General features: G+C 69.8%; 15 protein-coding genes. 9 read left to right on the forward strand and 6 right to left on the reverse strand.

The genetic code is table 11. The features are described 5' to 3' along the window. Positions 1 to 283: 283 nt before the first annotated feature. The 3 genes from GIY23_RS09615 to mptB form a co-directional block, all read right to left on the reverse strand. Positions 284 to 1,111: an ABC transporter permease gene (locus tag GIY23_RS09615; RefSeq protein WP_407646846.1), complete on the reverse strand. Its 828-nt coding sequence runs from the start codon at positions 1,109 to 1,111 to the stop codon at positions 284 to 286. A gap of 132 nt (positions 1,112 to 1,243) precedes the next feature. Next, positions 1,244 to 2,155 carry an ABC transporter ATP-binding protein gene (locus GIY23_RS09620; protein WP_222850343.1) on the reverse strand — a complete coding sequence of 304 codons (912 nt, stop codon included), beginning with the start codon at positions 2,153 to 2,155 and terminating at the stop codon, positions 1,244 to 1,246. A 125-nt stretch (positions 2,156 to 2,280) separates the two neighbouring features. Then, on the reverse strand, positions 2,281 to 3,981 hold the full coding sequence (mptB, locus tag GIY23_RS09625) for a polyprenol phosphomannose-dependent alpha 1,6 mannosyltransferase MptB (RefSeq protein WP_323847491.1): 1,701 nt from the start codon (positions 3,979 to 3,981) through the stop codon (positions 2,281 to 2,283). Positions 3,982 to 4,065: 84 nt separating this feature from the next. On the opposite strand from mptB, the gene GIY23_RS09630 reads away from it, so the two are divergent. The 7 genes from GIY23_RS09630 (at position 4,066) to GIY23_RS09660 (ending at position 10,613) form a co-directional block, all read left to right on the forward strand. Continuing rightward, a complete protein-coding gene (locus tag GIY23_RS09630) occupies positions 4,066 to 4,917 on the forward strand; it encodes a helix-turn-helix transcriptional regulator (protein WP_154076336.1) in 852 nt (283 codons plus the stop codon). Beyond that, a complete protein-coding gene (gene sufB / locus GIY23_RS09635) occupies positions 4,914 to 6,368 on the forward strand; it encodes a Fe-S cluster assembly protein SufB (protein ID WP_154076337.1) in 1,455 nt (484 codons plus the stop codon). The genes GIY23_RS09630 and sufB overlap by 4 nt, the downstream gene beginning before the upstream one ends. Before the next feature lies 1 nt (position 6,369). After that, positions 6,370 to 7,560, forward strand: coding sequence for a Fe-S cluster assembly protein SufD (sufD, locus tag GIY23_RS09640; protein WP_154076338.1), 1,191 nt, complete (start codon positions 6,370 to 6,372; stop codon positions 7,558 to 7,560). Positions 7,561 to 7,640: 80 nt separating this feature from the next. Next, entirely contained in the window at positions 7,641 to 8,414 is a 774-nt protein-coding gene (gene sufC, locus GIY23_RS09645) for a Fe-S cluster assembly ATPase SufC (protein WP_154076339.1), read from the forward strand. Continuing rightward, entirely contained in the window at positions 8,411 to 9,721 is a 1,311-nt protein-coding gene (locus tag GIY23_RS09650) for a cysteine desulfurase (RefSeq protein ID WP_154076340.1), read from the forward strand. Before sufC ends, GIY23_RS09650 begins: the two co-directional genes overlap by 4 nt. Positions 9,722 to 9,732: 11 nt before the next feature. After that, positions 9,733 to 10,194 (forward strand): Fe-S cluster assembly sulfur transfer protein SufU, encoded by a 462-nt coding sequence (sufU, locus tag GIY23_RS09655; protein WP_154076341.1) that lies wholly within the window; start codon positions 9,733 to 9,735, stop codon positions 10,192 to 10,194. Beyond that, the gene (locus GIY23_RS09660; protein WP_154076342.1) at positions 10,191 to 10,613 is read left to right on the forward strand and encodes a metal-sulfur cluster assembly factor; all 423 of its coding nucleotides are present in this window, start codon (positions 10,191 to 10,193) and stop codon (positions 10,611 to 10,613) included. Before sufU ends, GIY23_RS09660 begins: the two co-directional genes overlap by 4 nt. A gap of 108 nt (positions 10,614 to 10,721) precedes the next feature. Here the strand turns inward: GIY23_RS09660 and GIY23_RS09665 are convergent, their stop codons facing one another. The 3 genes from GIY23_RS09665 to GIY23_RS09675 all read right to left on the reverse strand — a co-directional run bounded on the left by GIY23_RS09665 (position 10,722) and on the right by GIY23_RS09675 (position 14,660). Next, a complete protein-coding gene (locus GIY23_RS09665) occupies positions 10,722 to 11,258 on the reverse strand; it encodes a DUF1697 domain-containing protein (RefSeq protein WP_187352080.1) in 537 nt (178 codons plus the stop codon). 92 nt (positions 11,259 to 11,350) lie between these two features. After that, entirely contained in the window at positions 11,351 to 13,156 is a 1,806-nt protein-coding gene (locus GIY23_RS09670) for a GGDEF domain-containing protein (protein WP_154076344.1), read from the reverse strand. Between the two features lie 301 nt (positions 13,157 to 13,457). Next, positions 13,458 to 14,660 carry a lycopene cyclase family protein gene (locus GIY23_RS09675; RefSeq protein WP_154076345.1) on the reverse strand — a complete coding sequence of 401 codons (1,203 nt, stop codon included), beginning with the start codon at positions 14,658 to 14,660 and terminating at the stop codon, positions 13,458 to 13,460. A 123-nt stretch (positions 14,661 to 14,783) separates the two neighbouring features. Between GIY23_RS09675 and GIY23_RS09680 the strand changes: the two genes are divergently transcribed. Together GIY23_RS09680 and GIY23_RS09685 are read left to right on the forward strand one after the other, a co-directional pair. After that, positions 14,784 to 16,367 (forward strand): deoxyguanosinetriphosphate triphosphohydrolase family protein, encoded by a 1,584-nt coding sequence (locus GIY23_RS09680; RefSeq protein ID WP_154076346.1) that lies wholly within the window; start codon positions 14,784 to 14,786, stop codon positions 16,365 to 16,367. After that, positions 16,364 to 17,032 carry an acVLRF1 family peptidyl-tRNA hydrolase gene (locus GIY23_RS09685; RefSeq protein WP_154076347.1) on the forward strand — a complete coding sequence of 223 codons (669 nt, stop codon included), beginning with the start codon at positions 16,364 to 16,366 and terminating at the stop codon, positions 17,030 to 17,032. Before GIY23_RS09680 ends, GIY23_RS09685 begins: the two co-directional genes overlap by 4 nt. Positions 17,033 to 17,157 lie beyond the last annotated feature (125 nt).

Genomic DNA, 17,157 nt, shown 5'->3' on the forward strand with positions numbered 1-17,157 from the left:
GCTGCGTGGGTGGTCGGGTGGCGGAACCTCAGCGCCCTCCTCGCTGCGGGAACGGTTTCTCGAGTAGCCCACCTACGCAGCGAAACCGCTGTCCTCGCGAGGAGGGCGCTGAGAACCCGCGGGTGGTCCGGCTGCGTCCGTGGTGATTGCTCAGCGGCTCCGCCGCTGCCACGACACGACGACCTCGTTTCCCGTCGCATTCGCACACCGGCGAGCCGCGAGCTGAGGTTCCACGGCACCACACACGCAGATCAAACTGCGCGACCAGTGGGGTCGGCGCTGCTCAGGTCAGTCGAGTCGTGCGCAGGGCCAACGCTCCGGCCGCGCACCCCCAAGCGGCCAGCACCGCGACCGGCACCCAGCCTGGCCCCGCTCCGAGACGCAGCGTCCCTTCCAGCGCCTCGGCCAGCGCACCCGAGGGCAGCAGCCGCGCGATCTGCTCGAGCGGCCCGGGCAGCTCGGACGCGGGCAGTGCCAGTCCGCCCGCCAGCAGCAGGACGAACCAGATCGCGTTCGCGAGCGCGAGCACGATCTCGGCCCGCAGGGCACCCCCCACCAGAACACCGGCAGCGCCGAATGCCAGCGTACCGAGCACGAGCACCGGCGCAGCCGTGAGCACGTCCACCGGTTGCGGCGACCAGCCGAGGGCGAGCGCCGTGAGGCCGAGCACCACGACCTGCAGGACGACGACGAGCAGGGTCGCCAGCACCCGGCCCGAGATCAGCGTCCACGTCGGCAACGCGGTCGCCAACAGGCGTTTGAGCACCCCGTACCGGCGGTCGAATCCGAGGGCGATCGCCTGTCCGGTGAAGGCCGTTGACATCACCCCGAGCGCCAGTACGCGCGGCATCACCGAGTCCACCCGGGGCTCGGGAACGTCGCCGATCGGTAGCGTGCTCAGGCCGACGAGCAGCGCCAGCGGGATGATCAGCGTGAGAAGTGCCTGCTCGCCGTGCCGGAGAATGAGCAGGGCCTCGACCTTGGTGTGCGCGGCGAGCATTCGCAGCGGGCGGCCACGGCCGGGGGCCGGCGAGAACGTGCCCGCCGGAAATCCGTCGTTGCCGCCGTTCTCGGTCGACAGCGCGGCGTCGCTGGTGGGGCCGGTGCTCACCTCGGCACCGCCGACGGCACGGCGCCGCTCGCTCGTGGACGGCGGAAGAACGGTGCGGAAACGGCGGATCGGCGCATGAGGTCTCCAGTGTCCCACCGCGACCGTGCGCGCCGGGAGCCAGGTGCGCACCCGTCAGGAGCGGAGCCGGCGTCCGGTCAGTTCGAGAAAGACGTCCTCGAGGCTGCGCCGGGAGACCCGCAACTCCTGGGCGAGTACGCCGTGGCGTGCGCACCACGCGGTGACCGTCGAGACGACCTGCGGGTCGATGTCACCGCGCACCACGTACTCACCGGGACGGAGCTCGGTGGATTCGCAGCCTTCGGGCAGTGCGGTGACCAGCAGTTCGAGATCCAGCGCTGGGTCGGCGCGGAACCGCAGCTCGTTGTTCGCGCCGTTCGACGCCGTCAGTTCCGCGGGCGTCCCGTTCGCCACCGCCCTGCCGTGATCGACGATGACGACATGATCGGCGAGCGACTCGGCCTCGTCCATGAGGTGCGTGGTGAGCACGACTGCCACCCCGTCCCGGCGCAGCGCCGACACGAGGTCCCACACCAGCCGCCGAGCCTGCGGGTCCATACCGGCGGTCGGCTCGTCGAGGAACACCAGCTCGGGCCTGCCGACGAGTGCGCACGCCAAGGACAGGCGCTGTTGCTGGCCGCCGGAGAGCCGCTTGTACGGGGTGCGCCCCACCGCACCCAGCCCGAGGACCTCCAGCAGCCACGCAGGATCCAACGGATCGGCTGTGCACGTGGCGACCAGCCGGAGCATTTCCTCGGCGTGCACCCCCGGGTACGCACCGCCGCCCTGCGGCATCACCCCGATGCGGGGGCGCAGCCTCGCGGCGTCGGTGGTCGGATCGAGCCCGAGTACCCGGACCTCGCCGGCGTCGGGGCGCAGGAATCCCTCGCAGACCTCCACGGTGGTCGTCTTGCCCGCTCCGTTCGGTCCCAGCAGGGCGAGTACCGAGCCGTGGGGCATCGCGAGGTCGAGACCGGAGACCGCCACGGTGCTGCCGTAGCGCTTCACCAGCCCACGCACGCTCAGCGCGACGTCCTCGGCAGTCACCGTGGACACTCCGCGCGGCCGTCGCGGGTGTGGTGTGGCGCAGGCATCGTGCCGACGAACTCCTAGACTCCCGGATGCTCCGGCGAACGCCGGGCGTTCTCAGCCTAGGACGTGAGCGCGCTCGCCCCGCTCCGGGGCGGCCACAGCGACGGCACCTTGCCGCGCACCAACAGCAGGGTCAGCGCGAACGCGATGAGCGCGGCGGTGACGGAGAGCGGGAGCACGAACGCACGGAGCTCGAAGCCCGCCCCGGTCGGTTGCACCGACAGCGCGAGTACGGCACTGATCGCCACCGCGCCGAGCCGGAACCGGGTGTCGTGCACCGACAGCGCCAGCGGCACCAGCGCCCACAGCAGGTACCAGGGGTGCAGGACCGGGCCGAAGAGGGCGAGCGCGCCGAGCGTGATGCCCAGGCCGCGCATCGGGTCGATTCGGCCGTGGAAGGACGTCCACAGCAGGCGTAGGCAGATCCCGCCGATGAGGGCATAGCCGATCACCTTGGTGATGTTCAGCAACTGCTCGGTGTGGTTGCCCAGCCCGAACAGCATCCCGATCCCGCCGCCCGCGCCGGCGAGTCCGGTCAGCGGCGCCACCCACGTCTTGAGGCGGTTGGGCACGTCGAAAGTCTCCACCCAGCCGAGTCCCCATCCGCTGGTGACGGTGATGATCGTCATTCCCGCGAGGAAGACCGCGGTCAGGATCGCCGCGACCGTGAACAGGTCGCGATAGCGAGCGCCCCACAAGCGCGCCACGTAGATCCCGAAGAATCCGAGCGCGATGAACCCGGGCGGTTTGATCGCGCCTCCGATCACGAGCAGGGTCCCCGCCCCTATCAGCCCCCAGACGTTCGGGTAGCGCAGCCCGAGTTCGATGCCTGCCAGCATCACACCGACCAGCAGCGCTTCGTTGTGCATGCCGCTGACCACGTGGAAGAACACGAGCGGGTTCGCGGCACTGAGCCACAGCGCCGCGACGGGGTGCACTCCGCATCGCTCGGCGAGTCGGGGGATGGCCCAGATTGCGAGCCCGAGCCCGATGATCATGACGACCCGCCACAGCAGCACACCGAAGACGATGTTGTCCCCGACGATCGTGGCGATGCCGCGGCCGAACATCAGGAACAGCGGACCGTACGGGGCGGGTGTGTCCCGCCAGATGTTCGGGACGTTGCCAGTGAACGGATTGTCGACGCCGAGCGCGAAGGCGGGACCGAGCACGTAGGGGTCCAGGCCCCGCGCGGCGACCTCGCTCTGGGCGAGGTAGGCGTACATGTCGCGGCTGAACAGGGGAGGGGCGATCGCGAACGGGATCGCCCACATGATCACGGTGCGGTCGAGCTGAGAGCGCGAGACCATCCTCGCCCTGCCCGGCCAGGACAGGGAGCCGAGCCACAGCCAGGCGATGACGATCATGAGCATGCCGAGCCAGGCGCAGGCCATCGCCACGGTCGGGATGCGGGCGGGCAAGCCGATCAGGCGGATGCCGGACAGCGGATTGTCGACCGGCGCGGCGCCCGCCCCGATGGCGCCGACACCGAGCATCAGCGCGCCGGTGGTCCCGAACCGGCGCACCACGTCGAGCTGGCGGCGTTCTCGGTGATCGAGTGGGCCGGGCTCGGGCGCGGTTCCCGCCGTGTCGTCGATGCGGCCGGCCGGTCCCGCTTCCCCGTGTCGGGTGACGGCTGTCGCCGCGCTCGACCCCTCGGACTCCTGCCGTGCGCCGTCGCGTCGTTCCTTGCCGGTCCCCTGGATCGGGGGCTGCGCTGTGCGTTCCCCGTCGCCGACCGTGTCACCACCTGCCGCCACCCCGGTCAGCGTAATCGGGTGACTCAGGTCTCCTCCGGGGCCCGCACCTAGGCGCTGTCGGACCAAATAGGTAACATCAGTGTTGTGAAAAACGTCGGGACGTCGACACCGGCCGGGGCGGCCACCGAGGGTGCCCCGGTCAGTGACCCTGCGCTGCAGCAGGGTTCCGCCCCCGCGCCGGTACCGGGCGGTGGCGGTGACGGACGTACCCGGCGGGCGGTGGCACGGTTGCTCCTGGAGCAGGGACCGATCACCGCGGCGGCGGTCGCCGACGAACTCGGAGTGAGTCCCACCGCGGTGCGCAGGCACCTGGACGCGCTGGTGTCCGAAGGTGAGGCCTGCACTCGGGAGGCGTCGACGCGGGCCCGTCGCGGACGTGGCCGACCCGCCAAGCTGTTCCTGCTCACCGAGGCGGGCCGGGCGCGGTTCGGGCACGCCTACGACGACCTCGCGGTCGCCGCACTGCGCTACCTCGCCGAGAACGCGGGCGAGGACGCCGTCCGTTCGTTCGCCGAGCGGCGGATGACCGCCCTCGTCGAGCACCACAAGGAGGCACTGGAGGCGGCCACCACGACCGTCGACCGTGCCGAGGTGCTCGCGCAGGCCCTCTCGCGGGAGGGCTACGCTGCCTCGACGAGGACGGTCGGCAGTGGCGAGCAGCTCTGCCAGCACCACTGCCCGGTGGCACACGTCGCTGCGGACTTCCCGCAGCTGTGTGAGGCCGAGACGGCGGCGTTCGCCGAAGTTCTCGGCACCCACGTGCAGCGGCTGGCCACGATCGCCAACGGTGACGCGGCCTGCACCACGCACGTGCCTCTCGCCCGGTCCGAAGGACCGGCGGGCAACCGTTCGACACACCACCAGAACTCTGGAGGTCCGGACCCGACGGACCGACAGGAGACCGCCCCGATTCCTGATGGAGGGGAGCCCGTATGACTGCCGCTGCCGAGCAGCGACCCACCACGGCGCCCGACGGCCAGCTGACCCAGGAAGAAACCCTGGCGTCACTGGGCAACTACGAGTACGGCTGGGCCGACCCGGACGTCGCCGGTGCGAGCGCTCGCCGAGGCCTCAACGAGGACGTTGTCCGGGAGATCTCGGAGAAGAAGGGCGAGCCCGAGTGGATGCTCGAACAGCGTCTGAAGGCGCTGCGGTTGTTCGAGCGCAAGCCGATGCCCAACTGGGGTGCCGACCTGTCGGGGATCGACTTCGACAACATCAAGTACTTCGTCCGTTCCACCGAGGAGCAGGCCCAGACCTGGGACGACCTGCCGGAGGACATCAAGAACACCTACGACAAGCTGGGCATCCCGGAGGCGGAGAAGCAGCGCCTCGTCGCGGGCGTGGCCGCCCAGTACGAGTCGGAGGTCGTCTACCACCAGATCCGTGAGGACCTCGAGGAGCAGGGTGTCCAGTTCCTGGACACCGACACGGCCCTGCGGGAGCACCCGGAGATCTTCAAGGAGTACTTCGGGTCGGTCATTCCGGCCGGGGACAACAAGTTCTCCGCGCTGAACACCTCGGTCTGGTCGGGCGGGTCGTTCATCTACGTCCCCAAGGGCGTGCACGTCGACATCCCGCTGCAGGCCTACTTCCGCATCAACACCGAGAACATGGGCCAGTTCGAGCGCACGCTCATCGTCGTCGACGAGGGTGCCTACGTGCACTACGTCGAGGGCTGCACGGCTCCGATCTACTCCAGCGACTCGCTGCACTCGGCGGTCGTGGAGATCGTGGTCAAGAAGAACGCGCGCTGCCGCTACACGACGATCCAGAACTGGTCGAACAACGTCTACAACCTGGTCACCAAACGCGCCAAGGCCGAAGAGGGCGCCACCATGGAGTGGGTCGACGGCAACCTCGGCTCCAAGGTGACCATGAAGTACCCGTCGGTGTTCCTCATGGGCGAGCACGCCAAGGGCGAGGTGCTCTCGGTGGCCTTCGCCGGTGAGGGCCAGCACCAGGACGCCGGCGCGAAGATGGAGCACATGGCTCCCCACACCTCCTCGACGATCACGTCGAAGTCGATCGCCCGGGGTGGTGGCCGCACGTCCTACCGCGGTCTGGTCAAGGTCGCCAAGCGCGCCAACCACTCGTCCTCCTCGGTCGTGTGCGACGCGTTGCTGGTCGACAACGTGAGCCGTTCGGACACATACCCGTACGTCGACATTCGTGTGGACGACGTGTCCATGGGTCACGAGGCCACCGTGTCCAAGGTCAGCGAGGACCAGCTGTTCTACCTGATGCAGCGTGGTCTGACCGAGGAAGAGGCCATGTCGATGGTCGTCCGCGGGTTCGTCGAGCCCATCGCGCGCGAACTCCCGATGGAGTACGCGCTGGAACTGAATCGCCTGATCGAGCTGCAGATGGAAGGGTCCGTTGGCTGAGATGACGGAGTCGACACTCGAAACGTCCGGCCAGCACGGCCTCGACGAGCACTCCCACGGGGGGACCGCGGTCCCGCAGTCCTCCCGTGGGCAGCGCTTCACCTCCTACGACGTGGACGCCTTCGAGGTGCCCGGCGGCCGGGAGGAGGACTGGCGTTTCACGCCGATGAAGCGCCTGCACGATCTGCACACCGGCGACGCCTCGGCGACCGGTTCGATCACGGTCGAGGTCGACGCGGGTACGGAGACCACGGTCGAGACCGTGGGGCGCGACGACGCGCGACTCGGCGACGGTGGCGTGCCGTCCGACCGCATCGGCGCGCAGGCGTGGAGTTCGTTCACCGAGGCCACGGTCGTCACGGTCGGCAAGGACACCCGGCCGGAGAACCCGATCAGCGTCACGGTGCACGGCCCGGGTGAGGGCCAGCTCGCCTACGGCCACCTGCAGATCCGTGCGGAGATGTTCGCCGAGGCGACGGTCGTCGTGGACTACCGCGGTACCGGCGTGCTGGCCGACAACATCGAGCTCGTCGCCGAGGACAACGCGCGGCTGTCGGTGGTGTCCGTGCACGACTGGCAGGACAGCGCCACCCAGGTCTCCGCCGAGCACTGCTCGGTCGGCAGGGACGCGGTGTTCCGCCACCTGGCGGTCACCCTCGGCGGTGACCTGGTGCGGGTGAACACGACGCTGAACTACCGGGACAAGGGCGGTGACGCCGAACTGCTCGGCGTGTACTTCGCCGACTCCGGCCAGCACCTCGAGCACCGGATGCTCGCCGACCACTCGCAGCCGAACTGCCGCAGCAACGTGACCTACAAGGGCGCGCTGCAGGGAGCCTCGGCGCACACGGTGTGGATCGGTGACGTGCTGATTCGCGCCGCGGCCGAGGGCACCGAGACCTTCGAGCTGAACCGGAACCTGGTGCTGACCGAGGGCGCGCGCGCCGACTCGGTGCCGAACCTCGAGATCGAGACCGGCGAGATCGCCGGCGCCGGTCACGCCAGCGCCACCGGCCGGTTCGACGACGAGCAGCTGTTCTACCTGCAGGCGCGGGGAATCCCGGAGGACCAGGCCCGGCGTCTGGTCGTACGCGGCTTCTTCGGCGAGATCCTGCAGAAGATCACCGTGCCCGAGGTGCGGGAGCGCCTCGAGAACGCGATCGAAGAGGAACTGAACGCGATCGGCGCCTGAGCGCCTGCATCCCGCCGCCGGCCCATGGCCGCAAGGCGGCACCCGAGCTTTCACCGAACACCAGGAGAACGAGACAGACGATGGCCACCCTGGAGATCAAGGACCTGCACGTTTCGGTCCTCACCGACGACGCCCCGAAGGAGATTCTCAAGGGCGTCAACCTGACCGTGCGCTCCGGCGAGACGCACGCGATCATGGGCCCGAACGGGTCCGGCAAGTCCACGCTCGCCTACGCGATCGCCGGACACCCCAAGTACCAGGTCACCTCGGGCTCGGTGCAGCTCGACGGTGAGGAAGTGCTGGAGATGAGCGTGGACGAGCGTGCCCGCGCGGGCCTGTTCCTCGCCATGCAGTACCCGGTCGAGGTGCCGGGCGTGTCCATGTCGAACTTCCTGCGCAGCGCGGCCACCTCGGTCCGGGGCGAGGCTCCGCAGGTGCGGCACTGGGTCAAGGAAGTCAAGCAGGCCATGTCGAACCTCGACATCGAGCCGGGCTTCGCCGAGCGCAGCGTGAACGAGGGCTTCTCCGGTGGTGAGAAGAAGCGGCACGAGATCCTGCAACTCGATTTGCTCAAGCCGCGGTTCGCGATCCTCGACGAGACCGACTCCGGCCTCGACGTCGACGCGCTGCGGGTGGTCTCCGACGGCGTGAACCGCTACACCGAGCCTGGCGACAAGGGCGTCCTGCTCATCACGCACTACACCCGGGTGCTCAACCACATCCGCCCGGACCACGTGCACGTCTTCGCCGACGGCCGTGTGGTCGAGTCCGGCGGCCCGGAGCTGGCCGACGAGCTCGAGTCCTCCGGCTACGTGCGCTTCACCGGTAAGAAGGAGGCGGCCGCCCAGTCATGACCGTTCAGCCTCCCGGTGCCCCCGAGCAGGTGGGCACGCTCGCCACGCCGCTGGACACCGCGGCGATCCGTGCGGACTTCCCGATCCTGGGCCGCACGGTGCGCGAGAACCGGCCGTTGGTGTACCTGGACTCGGGCGCGACTTCGCAGCGTCCCCGCCAGGTGCTCGACGCCGAGCGCGCGTTCCTGGAGACGTCCAACGCGGCGGTGCACCGCGGCGCGCACCAGCTCGCCGAGGAGGCCACGGACGCGTTCGAGCATGCTCGTGCCACGATCGCCCGGTTCGTCGGTGTCGGCGTGGACGAGGTGGTCTTCACCAAGAACGCCACCGAGGGCGTCAACCTGGTGGCGTACGCGATGAGCAACGCAGGCACGGCGGGCCCGGAGGCGGAACGGTTCCGGCTGGGTCCGGGTGACGAGGTCGTGGTGACCGAGATGGAACACCACGCGAACCTGGTGCCGTGGCAGCAGTTGTGCGAGCGAACCGGCGCCACGCTGCGCTGGTTCGGCGTGACCGCGGACGGCAGGCTCGATCTCTCGGACGTGGACTCGGTCATCACGGAGAACGCGAAGCTCGTCGCGTTCGTCCACCAGTCCAACGTGCTCGGCACGGTGAACCCGACCGAGCCGCTGGTGCGCCGCGCGCAACAGGTGGGGGCGCTCACCGTGCTCGACGCGTGCCAGTCGGTGCCGCACACTCCGGTGGACTTCCGCGAGCTGGACGTGGACTTCGCGGTGTTCTCCGGGCACAAGATGCTCGGCCCGTCCGGGATCGGCGTACTCTATGGCCGCACCGAGCTGCTGAAGGCCATGCCGCCGTTCCTCACCGGCGGGTCGATGATCGAGATGGTGCACATCGACCGTTCGACGTTCGCGGCGCCGCCGCAGCGGTTCGAGGCGGGTGTGCCCATGACGTCGCAGGCGGTCGGGCTCGGCGCGGCGGTCGACTACCTGTCCTCGCTCGGCATGGAGCGCGTCGCCGCCCACGAGCACCAGCTTGCCGAACGTGCGCTGCGGGAACTCTCCGAGATCGACGGAGTGCGGATCATCGGTCCGGAGAGTTCGGAATCCCGCGGGGCGACGGTGTCGTTCGTGCTGGACGGGGTGCATCCGCACGATGCGGGCCAGGTCCTCGACAGCCACGGCGTCGAGGTCCGCGTGGGGCACCACTGCGCGTGGCCGCTGCATCGGACGGTGGGTGTGCCCGCGACCATCCGGGCGAGCTTCTATCTGTACAACGAACCGGAGGAAGTCACGGTGCTCGCGGACGCGGTGCGTGACGCTCAGCGGTTCTTCGGCGTGGCCTGAGAGGAGGGGCGATGCAGCTCGAGCAGATGTATCAGGAAATCATCCTCGATCACTACCGCAATCCGCACCTGCGCGGGCTGCGGGACCCGTTCGACGCGGAGTCGTTCCAGGTCAACCCGACCTGCGGGGACGAGGTCACGCTTCGGGTCCGGCTGGAGGGCTCCGGCATGGACGCCGTGGTGCAGGATGTCTCCTACGACGGGCAGGGCTGCTCGATCAGCCAGGCGGCGACGTCGGTGCTCACCGATCTCGTCGTCGGCCGGTCCGTCAAGGAGGCGCTGACGACGCAGGCCGCGTTCACCGAGCTGATGCACGGCCGCGGCCAGGTCGAACCCGACGAGGATGTCTTGGACGACGGCATCGCCTTTGCCGGGGTCGCGAAGTACCCGATGCGGGTGAAGTGTGCTCTGCTGGGGTGGATGGCTTTCAAGGACGCCCTGTCCCGAGTTGTCGACGAGGTGGAAACTTCATGAGCAGTCAGGACCAGACTCAGGTGGCGGAGCAGGACGAGTCCGAGGACGTGCAGCGGGGCGCCGCCGGCATGCCCGAGGTCGCGCCGAGCGCCGAGACCGCGTCCGTGGAGGACGTGGAGGAAGCGATGCGGGACGTCGTCGACCCCGAGCTGGGGATCAATGTCGTGGACCTCGGCTTGGTGTACGGCGTGCACGTGGAGCAGGACAACACGGCGACGATCGACATGACGTTGACGTCGGCGGCCTGCCCACTCACCGACGTGATCGAGGAGCAGGCGCGCAGCGCCCTGTGCGGCGGCCCCGGTGGCGGGCTCGTCGGCGACATGCGCATCAACTGGGTGTGGATGCCGCCGTGGGGCCCGGAGAAGATCACCGACGACGGTCGCGAGCAACTACGCGCTCTCGGCTTCACCGTCTGAGAACTCCTTCAGTAGGTTTTGCGCGGTGGTCCGTGGCGGAACTGCGTACGTCGTGAGTGTCAGCGGCTTCGCCGCTGACACTCACGACGACAGCTCATCCTGCGGGGCTCAGTCCGCGGTGAGGGCGTGGAGCTTGTGGACGGTGCGCCAGTTGCGTGCCGTGGCCACGACTCCGAGGCGGGCGAGGAACGACGTTCCGAGCTTCGTCCGGGCGGAACCGTTCGGATAATGCAGGTACATCTCCCGCCCCACGACGGCGAAACGTGCTGATTCGCCCGATGGCACGTTCAACGCGTCCACGACGTCGGGTGCTGGCTCCTTCCCGAGAAACGCCACGTGGAGTTTCGCCGGGTCGTGCTCGTCGTACATGAACGGGTTGGCGCGCAGCACCGCTTCGAGGTCCGAGTGGCTGCGGACGATGACGGCCGAGGTGACTCCGAGGTCTCGTTCGATCCGCGCCTGCGACTCCCGCGCGATCTCGTCGAGGTCAGCACGATCCGAGCGGAACACCACGTTGCCGCTGCGAATGTAGGTGCTGACCTCCTGGTGCCCGAGCGCGGTGAACACGGTACGCAGCTCGGCCATGTCGACCTTGTTCGCCGGACCGAGATTGATCCCGCGCAGCAGCGCGACACAACACGACACGCCCCGAGTCTCGCACGGCCCCCGACAGAACGAGGCGAACGGCACTTTCGCCTCGTGTGGTGGGGCGAGAGTGCCGTTCGCCCCAAGGTCGTTCAGCTTGCGCGGACGCTGCTCGAGCCCGGCGGATGTGGGGAGGGGGCGTCGGGGTGACCCGGGTCAGGGTCCTGCGTGGGAAAACCCGGCGGTGGCACCCGCCCGTGTTGCCCCTCGCCGCGCAGCACGTCGACCTTGTCGGAACCGGGCCGGGACATGACCCAGCTGGCGCCGTCGATCTCCTTGGCCTGCGTCTTCAGCGGCGCCAGCAGCCGGGACGCCTCGTCGTAGGTCGTGACGGCGCTCTGCGTGCACACCAGCGTCGCCAGCGACAGCGTGACGTCGACGTCCTGCACCTGGCGTGCGGGGTCGAGCAGCATCTCCGACAGCGGCACCAGGTCGTCGAGGTCGGAGACGATGAGAAAGTCGTCCCCGCCGACGTGCCCGACCTGGACCGAGGCCAGCGCGGTCGCGGCGTCGGTGAGGCTGCGGCCGATGGTCTTGATGAGGTCGTCCCCCGCAGAGAAGCCCACGGTGTCGTTGATGTACTTGAAGCCGTCGACGTCGAGCCAGCTCACCGAGAACACGTCGCCGGCGGCGACGCGCCGGGCCACGTCCCTGGCGACGCTGTCGCTGCCGGGCAGGCGGGTGAGTGGGTTGAGCGCGGCGGCCTCTTCGACCTTGAGTTCGGCCATGCCGCGAATGAGATGCCCCGCGCGGACTGAGCCGAGACACCGCCCGGACTCGTCGACCACGACCGCGTCGTCGTACATCCGGTACTGGTCGGAACCGGTGACCAGCGTGAGCGCTTCCATCGCGGTGGTGGCTGTGGTGACCACGCGCGGCTCGTCCGCCAGCCGGGACGCCTGCCGCTTCGCGTGCAGCGCGTGCCCGTACGGTCCGGTGACGGCGAGCAGGAAACGGTTCCGGTCGATGGTCCACTGCGGACGGTTCTGCTCGTCGACGAGGACGACGCCGCTGATCTCGGAGTGGTCGGCCAGCACTTCGCGCACCTTGTCGGCCGTGGTGTCGGCGGGAAGCATCGTGGTGGGCGAGAGGAATTCGGTGACACGGGGGCCCGCAGCCGTGGTGGGCGCGACCCGCCCGCCCGGGTCGGTGACCTCGGCCGCGACTCCCGGCACCGTGATCGTCGTCGGTGGCCGGCGCGCGGCAGGGGCGAACAGGTTTCCCTGCACCAGTCGCACGCCGTTGCGGCGCAACGCGGACAGTTGCCGCTCGCTCTCGACGCCCTCGGCGACCAGGCTGCTGTCGGTGGCGTCGCAGAGGTGGCGGACGGACTCGACGATCGCGGCACGTCCGGTGTCGTCGGGCAGGGCCTGCACGACGCTACGGTCGAGTTTGACCATGCTCGGCTGCAGGTCGGGGAGGAACGTGAGCGGGACGTCCCCGTCGCCGACCCCGTCGAGTGCGACGTGGAAGCCCTGGTCACGCAGTTGGGCCACGTTCGCGGCGAGGTGCTTCGGGTCCAGCCGCGCGAACGGCGGAGCCACCTCCAGGGTGACCTCGTGTTCCCGTCTGCCTGCTGCGGCGAGTGCCTCTCTGAGTTCGTCGATGCGGTGCAAGTCGTGCACGGCGGTGCCGCCGAAGAGGTTGAGGTGCAGGGGGAGCAGGGTTTCGTGCTCGGCAGCGGTCCGCACTGCGGAGACCGCCAACTGGACGTCGAGTTCGGCGAGGCGGCGGCGTCGTGCGGCCTCGCGGAAGAGATCCTGGATTCCGGTACCGGTGGGACGAGCGAGCGCTTCGACCGCCACGATGGCACCGGTCTTGACGTTGATCAGTGGCTGGAACGCGAACCGAACACCGTCCACCAGTGCAAGCACAGAATCGATCTTGCTCGCACTCATGCCTGCCCCTCGACCTTGTTCACCACTTGTTCACCGACATCTCGTCTTCCCCTCGTGCGCACGGCGCGGGCACGCCACCGAGCGTCGTGCGCACGAGGTCTCGCCATCGTCCAAACTAGCGCGGTCGCGTGAGGGCTCAGCCCTGTTCCACGCACAAGGTGTGGTCACTGACACAGCCCTCCGGGGTGACGCCGTCACCCCGGGTAGCGCGGCACGGCGAAGTACGGTCGATTCGACGACAGTGCGTACAACCGGACATTTCGGGGCGATTCGTTCGCACTGCCGCATGTCGTTCGACCGATCACAGGCCGCCCAGGCCATGATGCGCTTCCGAACGGCGCGGCGCCACGACTCCGGTGATCAACTGGCTGCGCAGGGTCCACGAGGCGTCGCGGAACATCGAGGCCATCGCCGTCACGGTGCTCGACGGATCCGGGACGGGGCTGAGGAACGCGCGCCGGTGCCGTTCGTCGAGCCCGAAGAACTGCTCGAAGAACTCCGGAACTTCGTCCGGCGGCAACGCGAGCAGCGCACGCAGCGCGCGTCGGCGCATCTCGTGCGTCGCCAGCGACGACGGGGGCCAGAGGATCGACCACGCGGCTCGGGCGGCGGCCGAGGGACCCGCGGGCAGTCCGGCCGCGATCGCACCTGCGATCCATGGTGCGAGACGCAACGACGCGGCCACGCTGAACCCGCTGGCCGGATGGATCAAACCGGCGGTCGCGCCGAACGGGATCACGCGGGACGGTTTCGGCAACGGGTCGTCCACCGGAAACCGGACCCGTTCCTCGAACGCGTCGTCCGGGACCTCGACACCGGCTTCCTGGAGTCTGCCGTGCAGTCGCCGACGGAGTTGTGCCAGTGGCAGCGCCGGTCGCCGAGCGAGCGAGGTCTCCTCGAGCAAGACCTGTCCCGGGGACACCGGAACGCCGTAGAGGAACGTCGGCCACCCACCCCGAGTGTCGGGGGCTTGGCGCCAGTTCATGAACACCGCGGTGCCGCGAGGGCGCAACGGTTCCGCGTCGACGTCGCGCACGATCACCCCGACCGCGGTCTGGTGTGCGGGAGTGCGCGCCGGTCGACCACCGGAGAGCGCCCGCGTCGGGCCGGACGCGTCCACGATCGCCGCGGTGGCCAGTCGGCGACCGTCGGTGAGCACCACCGTCGAGCCGGTGTCGGCGTGTTCGGCGGTGGCGACCTTGCCGATGACCTCCTCGACGTCGGGGCGCCACAGGTGCTGCCAGAGCGCGGTGTTGTCGAGTACGGCGTACGGGCGGTGCCATGCGTGCTCGGTGGTGCCGATCGCGACCACGCGGTCCGCGCGGGTGGCGACGGTGTGCCGCGCGGGCTCGGGGGGCAGCTCGTCGTGCCAGGCCGCGTAGGTGTTCGCCCACACTCGCCGGGGGGCGGGCGCGACCAGCACGACGTGCAGACCCGCGTCCGCGCAGGCGGCCGAGACCGCGCGCCCCGCGGGACCGGATCCGACGACCACCACATCCGCCACACGAACATTCGATCACGCCGACCCGCACCTGTGCCGCCGGACGCTCCGTGGTCCTCCCGCGGTAACGCTCGCCACCCGTGCCATTCGTTCGAACACGGCACGGACTGCCGATAGCGTGGGGCCATGTCCACCGTCGATCACCGGTCCGCCGCGACCGATCACCTGGATGCACGCAGCGCTCGCCGGTCGGGACGCACCCGCCATCCGTCCGACCTGGCCGCGAGCCCGTTCCGTGCCGACCGGGACCGGATCTCCAGCTCGGCGTTCTTCTCGCGGCTCGGCGGGGTGACCCAGGTCGTGAGCCCGAGCGGCTCCGGGTTGATGCTGCACAACCGGCTCACCCACAGCCTCAAGGTCGCTCAGGCGGCGCGGGCGATCGCGGAGTCGCTCGCCGCCAGGACCGGCCGGTCCGACCTGGTCGACGAACTCGGCGGGTGCGATCTCGACGTGGTGGAGGCGGCGGGACTCGCCCACGACCTCGGTCACCCTCCGTTCGGTCACCAGGGCGAGACGGTGCTCGACCGGCTCGCGCGGGAGCGGTTCGGGCTCGTCGACGGCTTCGAGGGCAACGCCCAGTCGTTCCGCATCGTGAGCAGCATCGACGTGCACGGTGCCGACGGCGACGGGCTCGACCTGACGGCCGCGGTGCGCGCGGCACTGCTGAAGTATCCGTGGACGCGCTGGTCGCGGCCCGACCCCCACCCGCGTCACCTACCGGTGCCGCCGCGCGGGGCCTCCGAGCCGGAAGGTGCCCCGCGCACCGGCTCGGCGAAGTTCTCCGCCTACGTCACCGAGATCGACGACATGCAGGACTGCCGTGCTCCGTTCGCCGACCGGCTGCAACCGTGGCAGCAGACGGTGGAGGCGTCGGTGATGGACACCGCCGACGACATCGCCTACGCCATCCACGACCTCGAAGACTTTCACCGGGTCGGGATCCTGCAGCACACGACGGTCTCGTACGAGCTCACCGAGTGGCTCGGACACGCGGTCCGGCTGGCCGGTCTCTCCGACGACCAGCTGGCGGCCGAGTCCTCACGTCCCGGCCGCGACCTGGAACGCCTGCGCAGGCGGTTGCACACCAAGGACGGGTGGATCGCCGACGACGATGCGTTCGTCAACGCCGTCAAGAGGGTGCTCTCGGACCTTGTCGGCAAGCTGCTGGAGATGCCGTTCGACCGGTCGAAACAGGCCGAGCAGGCAGTCGCCGCGTTCTCCGGCGAATGGACGCAGCGACTCGCGGGGGGCGTACGACTGATCGAGCATCCCGGCACCCGGACGGGGCACGTCGGGCTGGCGACCGAGCAGTGGCACGAGGTCCAGGTCCTCAAGTTCGTGCATCGCCGGTTCGTGCTGCAGCGGCCGGATCTGGCCCTGCACCAGCGCGGGCAGGACCGGTTGTTGAGCAAGCTGGTGGAGGCGCTGGACTCGTGGCTCATCGACCGCTCGGAGGCCGCGCGGTTGCCGTACCGGCTGCGCGACCTCTTCGACCACGCGCGCCTGGAGTTCCGCGGCCTCGTCCGCGACGCGCCCGAGTTGCTCGTCGTGCCGGGGGAGTCCACGGACGGCGAGACCGTCGAGCGATTGGCTCGCGGCCGGGCGGTGCTGGATTTCGTCGCGTCCTTGACCGACAACCAGGCCGCCTCCCTGCTGGAGGCACTGTCCGGTCGGACCACGCAGCTGTGGTCCGACACGTTCGTATTGTGAGCCGGGGACGACAACTGCCCGGTGGGGGCCGGGGGGTGGAGGTCGGCGCCGACCGGCTGCAGGGCTGGTTCGACCGCTTCGCCGGGCGGCACGGTGGAGTGGCGAGCACGGTGCTCGGCCCACGGCGCGTCGAGGTCCGGGCCGCCGACGATGCCGTGGCGGCGGTGCAGGTGCCGTTCGAGGAACTCGGCGAACCGCACGAGCAGCGGGAGGGACTCGACGTCGAGCCCCTGGTGCGGCACGTGCGGCGGTCGCGGCGGATCGGGCTCGTTCTCGTTCGCCTCGGCGCGCACAGCGTCGGCGTGTGTCGCGACGGCGTGGTCGAGCGGTCGTCGACCGACCGGCATCTCGTGCACGGGCGGAACAAGGCGGGCGGTCAGTCTCAGCAGCGGTTCGCCCGACGGCGCGAGGGACAGGCCCGGCGATCGTTGGAGTCCGCGGCGGCCGATGTGGCGCGGGTGCTGCTGCCGGAGAGGGCGACGCTGGACGCAATGGTGCTCGGCGGGGACCGCAAGGCACTGGACGAGCTGCGAGCGGATCCGCGTCTGGCCGAGTTGCTCGGCCGCGCCGAGCCCCGCGTGCTGGACCTGCCGGAGCCGCGCAAGTCCGTGCTCGACGAGGCGGCGCGCAGGACTCTGGCGGTCGAGGTGGAGATTTTCGACTGAGAGGGCAGTGTGGAACTGGGGGAGGTCGTCCGGTCCCGCCGCCCCAGTTCGCGCCGCACGGCACGAACTCCGAATGCCGGAGCGTCTCAGCTTGCCGCGGCAGAGCACGTGTGAGGCGTGCCCTA

This window comes from Allosaccharopolyspora coralli (assembly GCF_009664835.1).
Classification (GTDB): domain Bacteria; phylum Actinomycetota; class Actinomycetes; order Mycobacteriales; family Pseudonocardiaceae; genus Allosaccharopolyspora; species Allosaccharopolyspora coralli.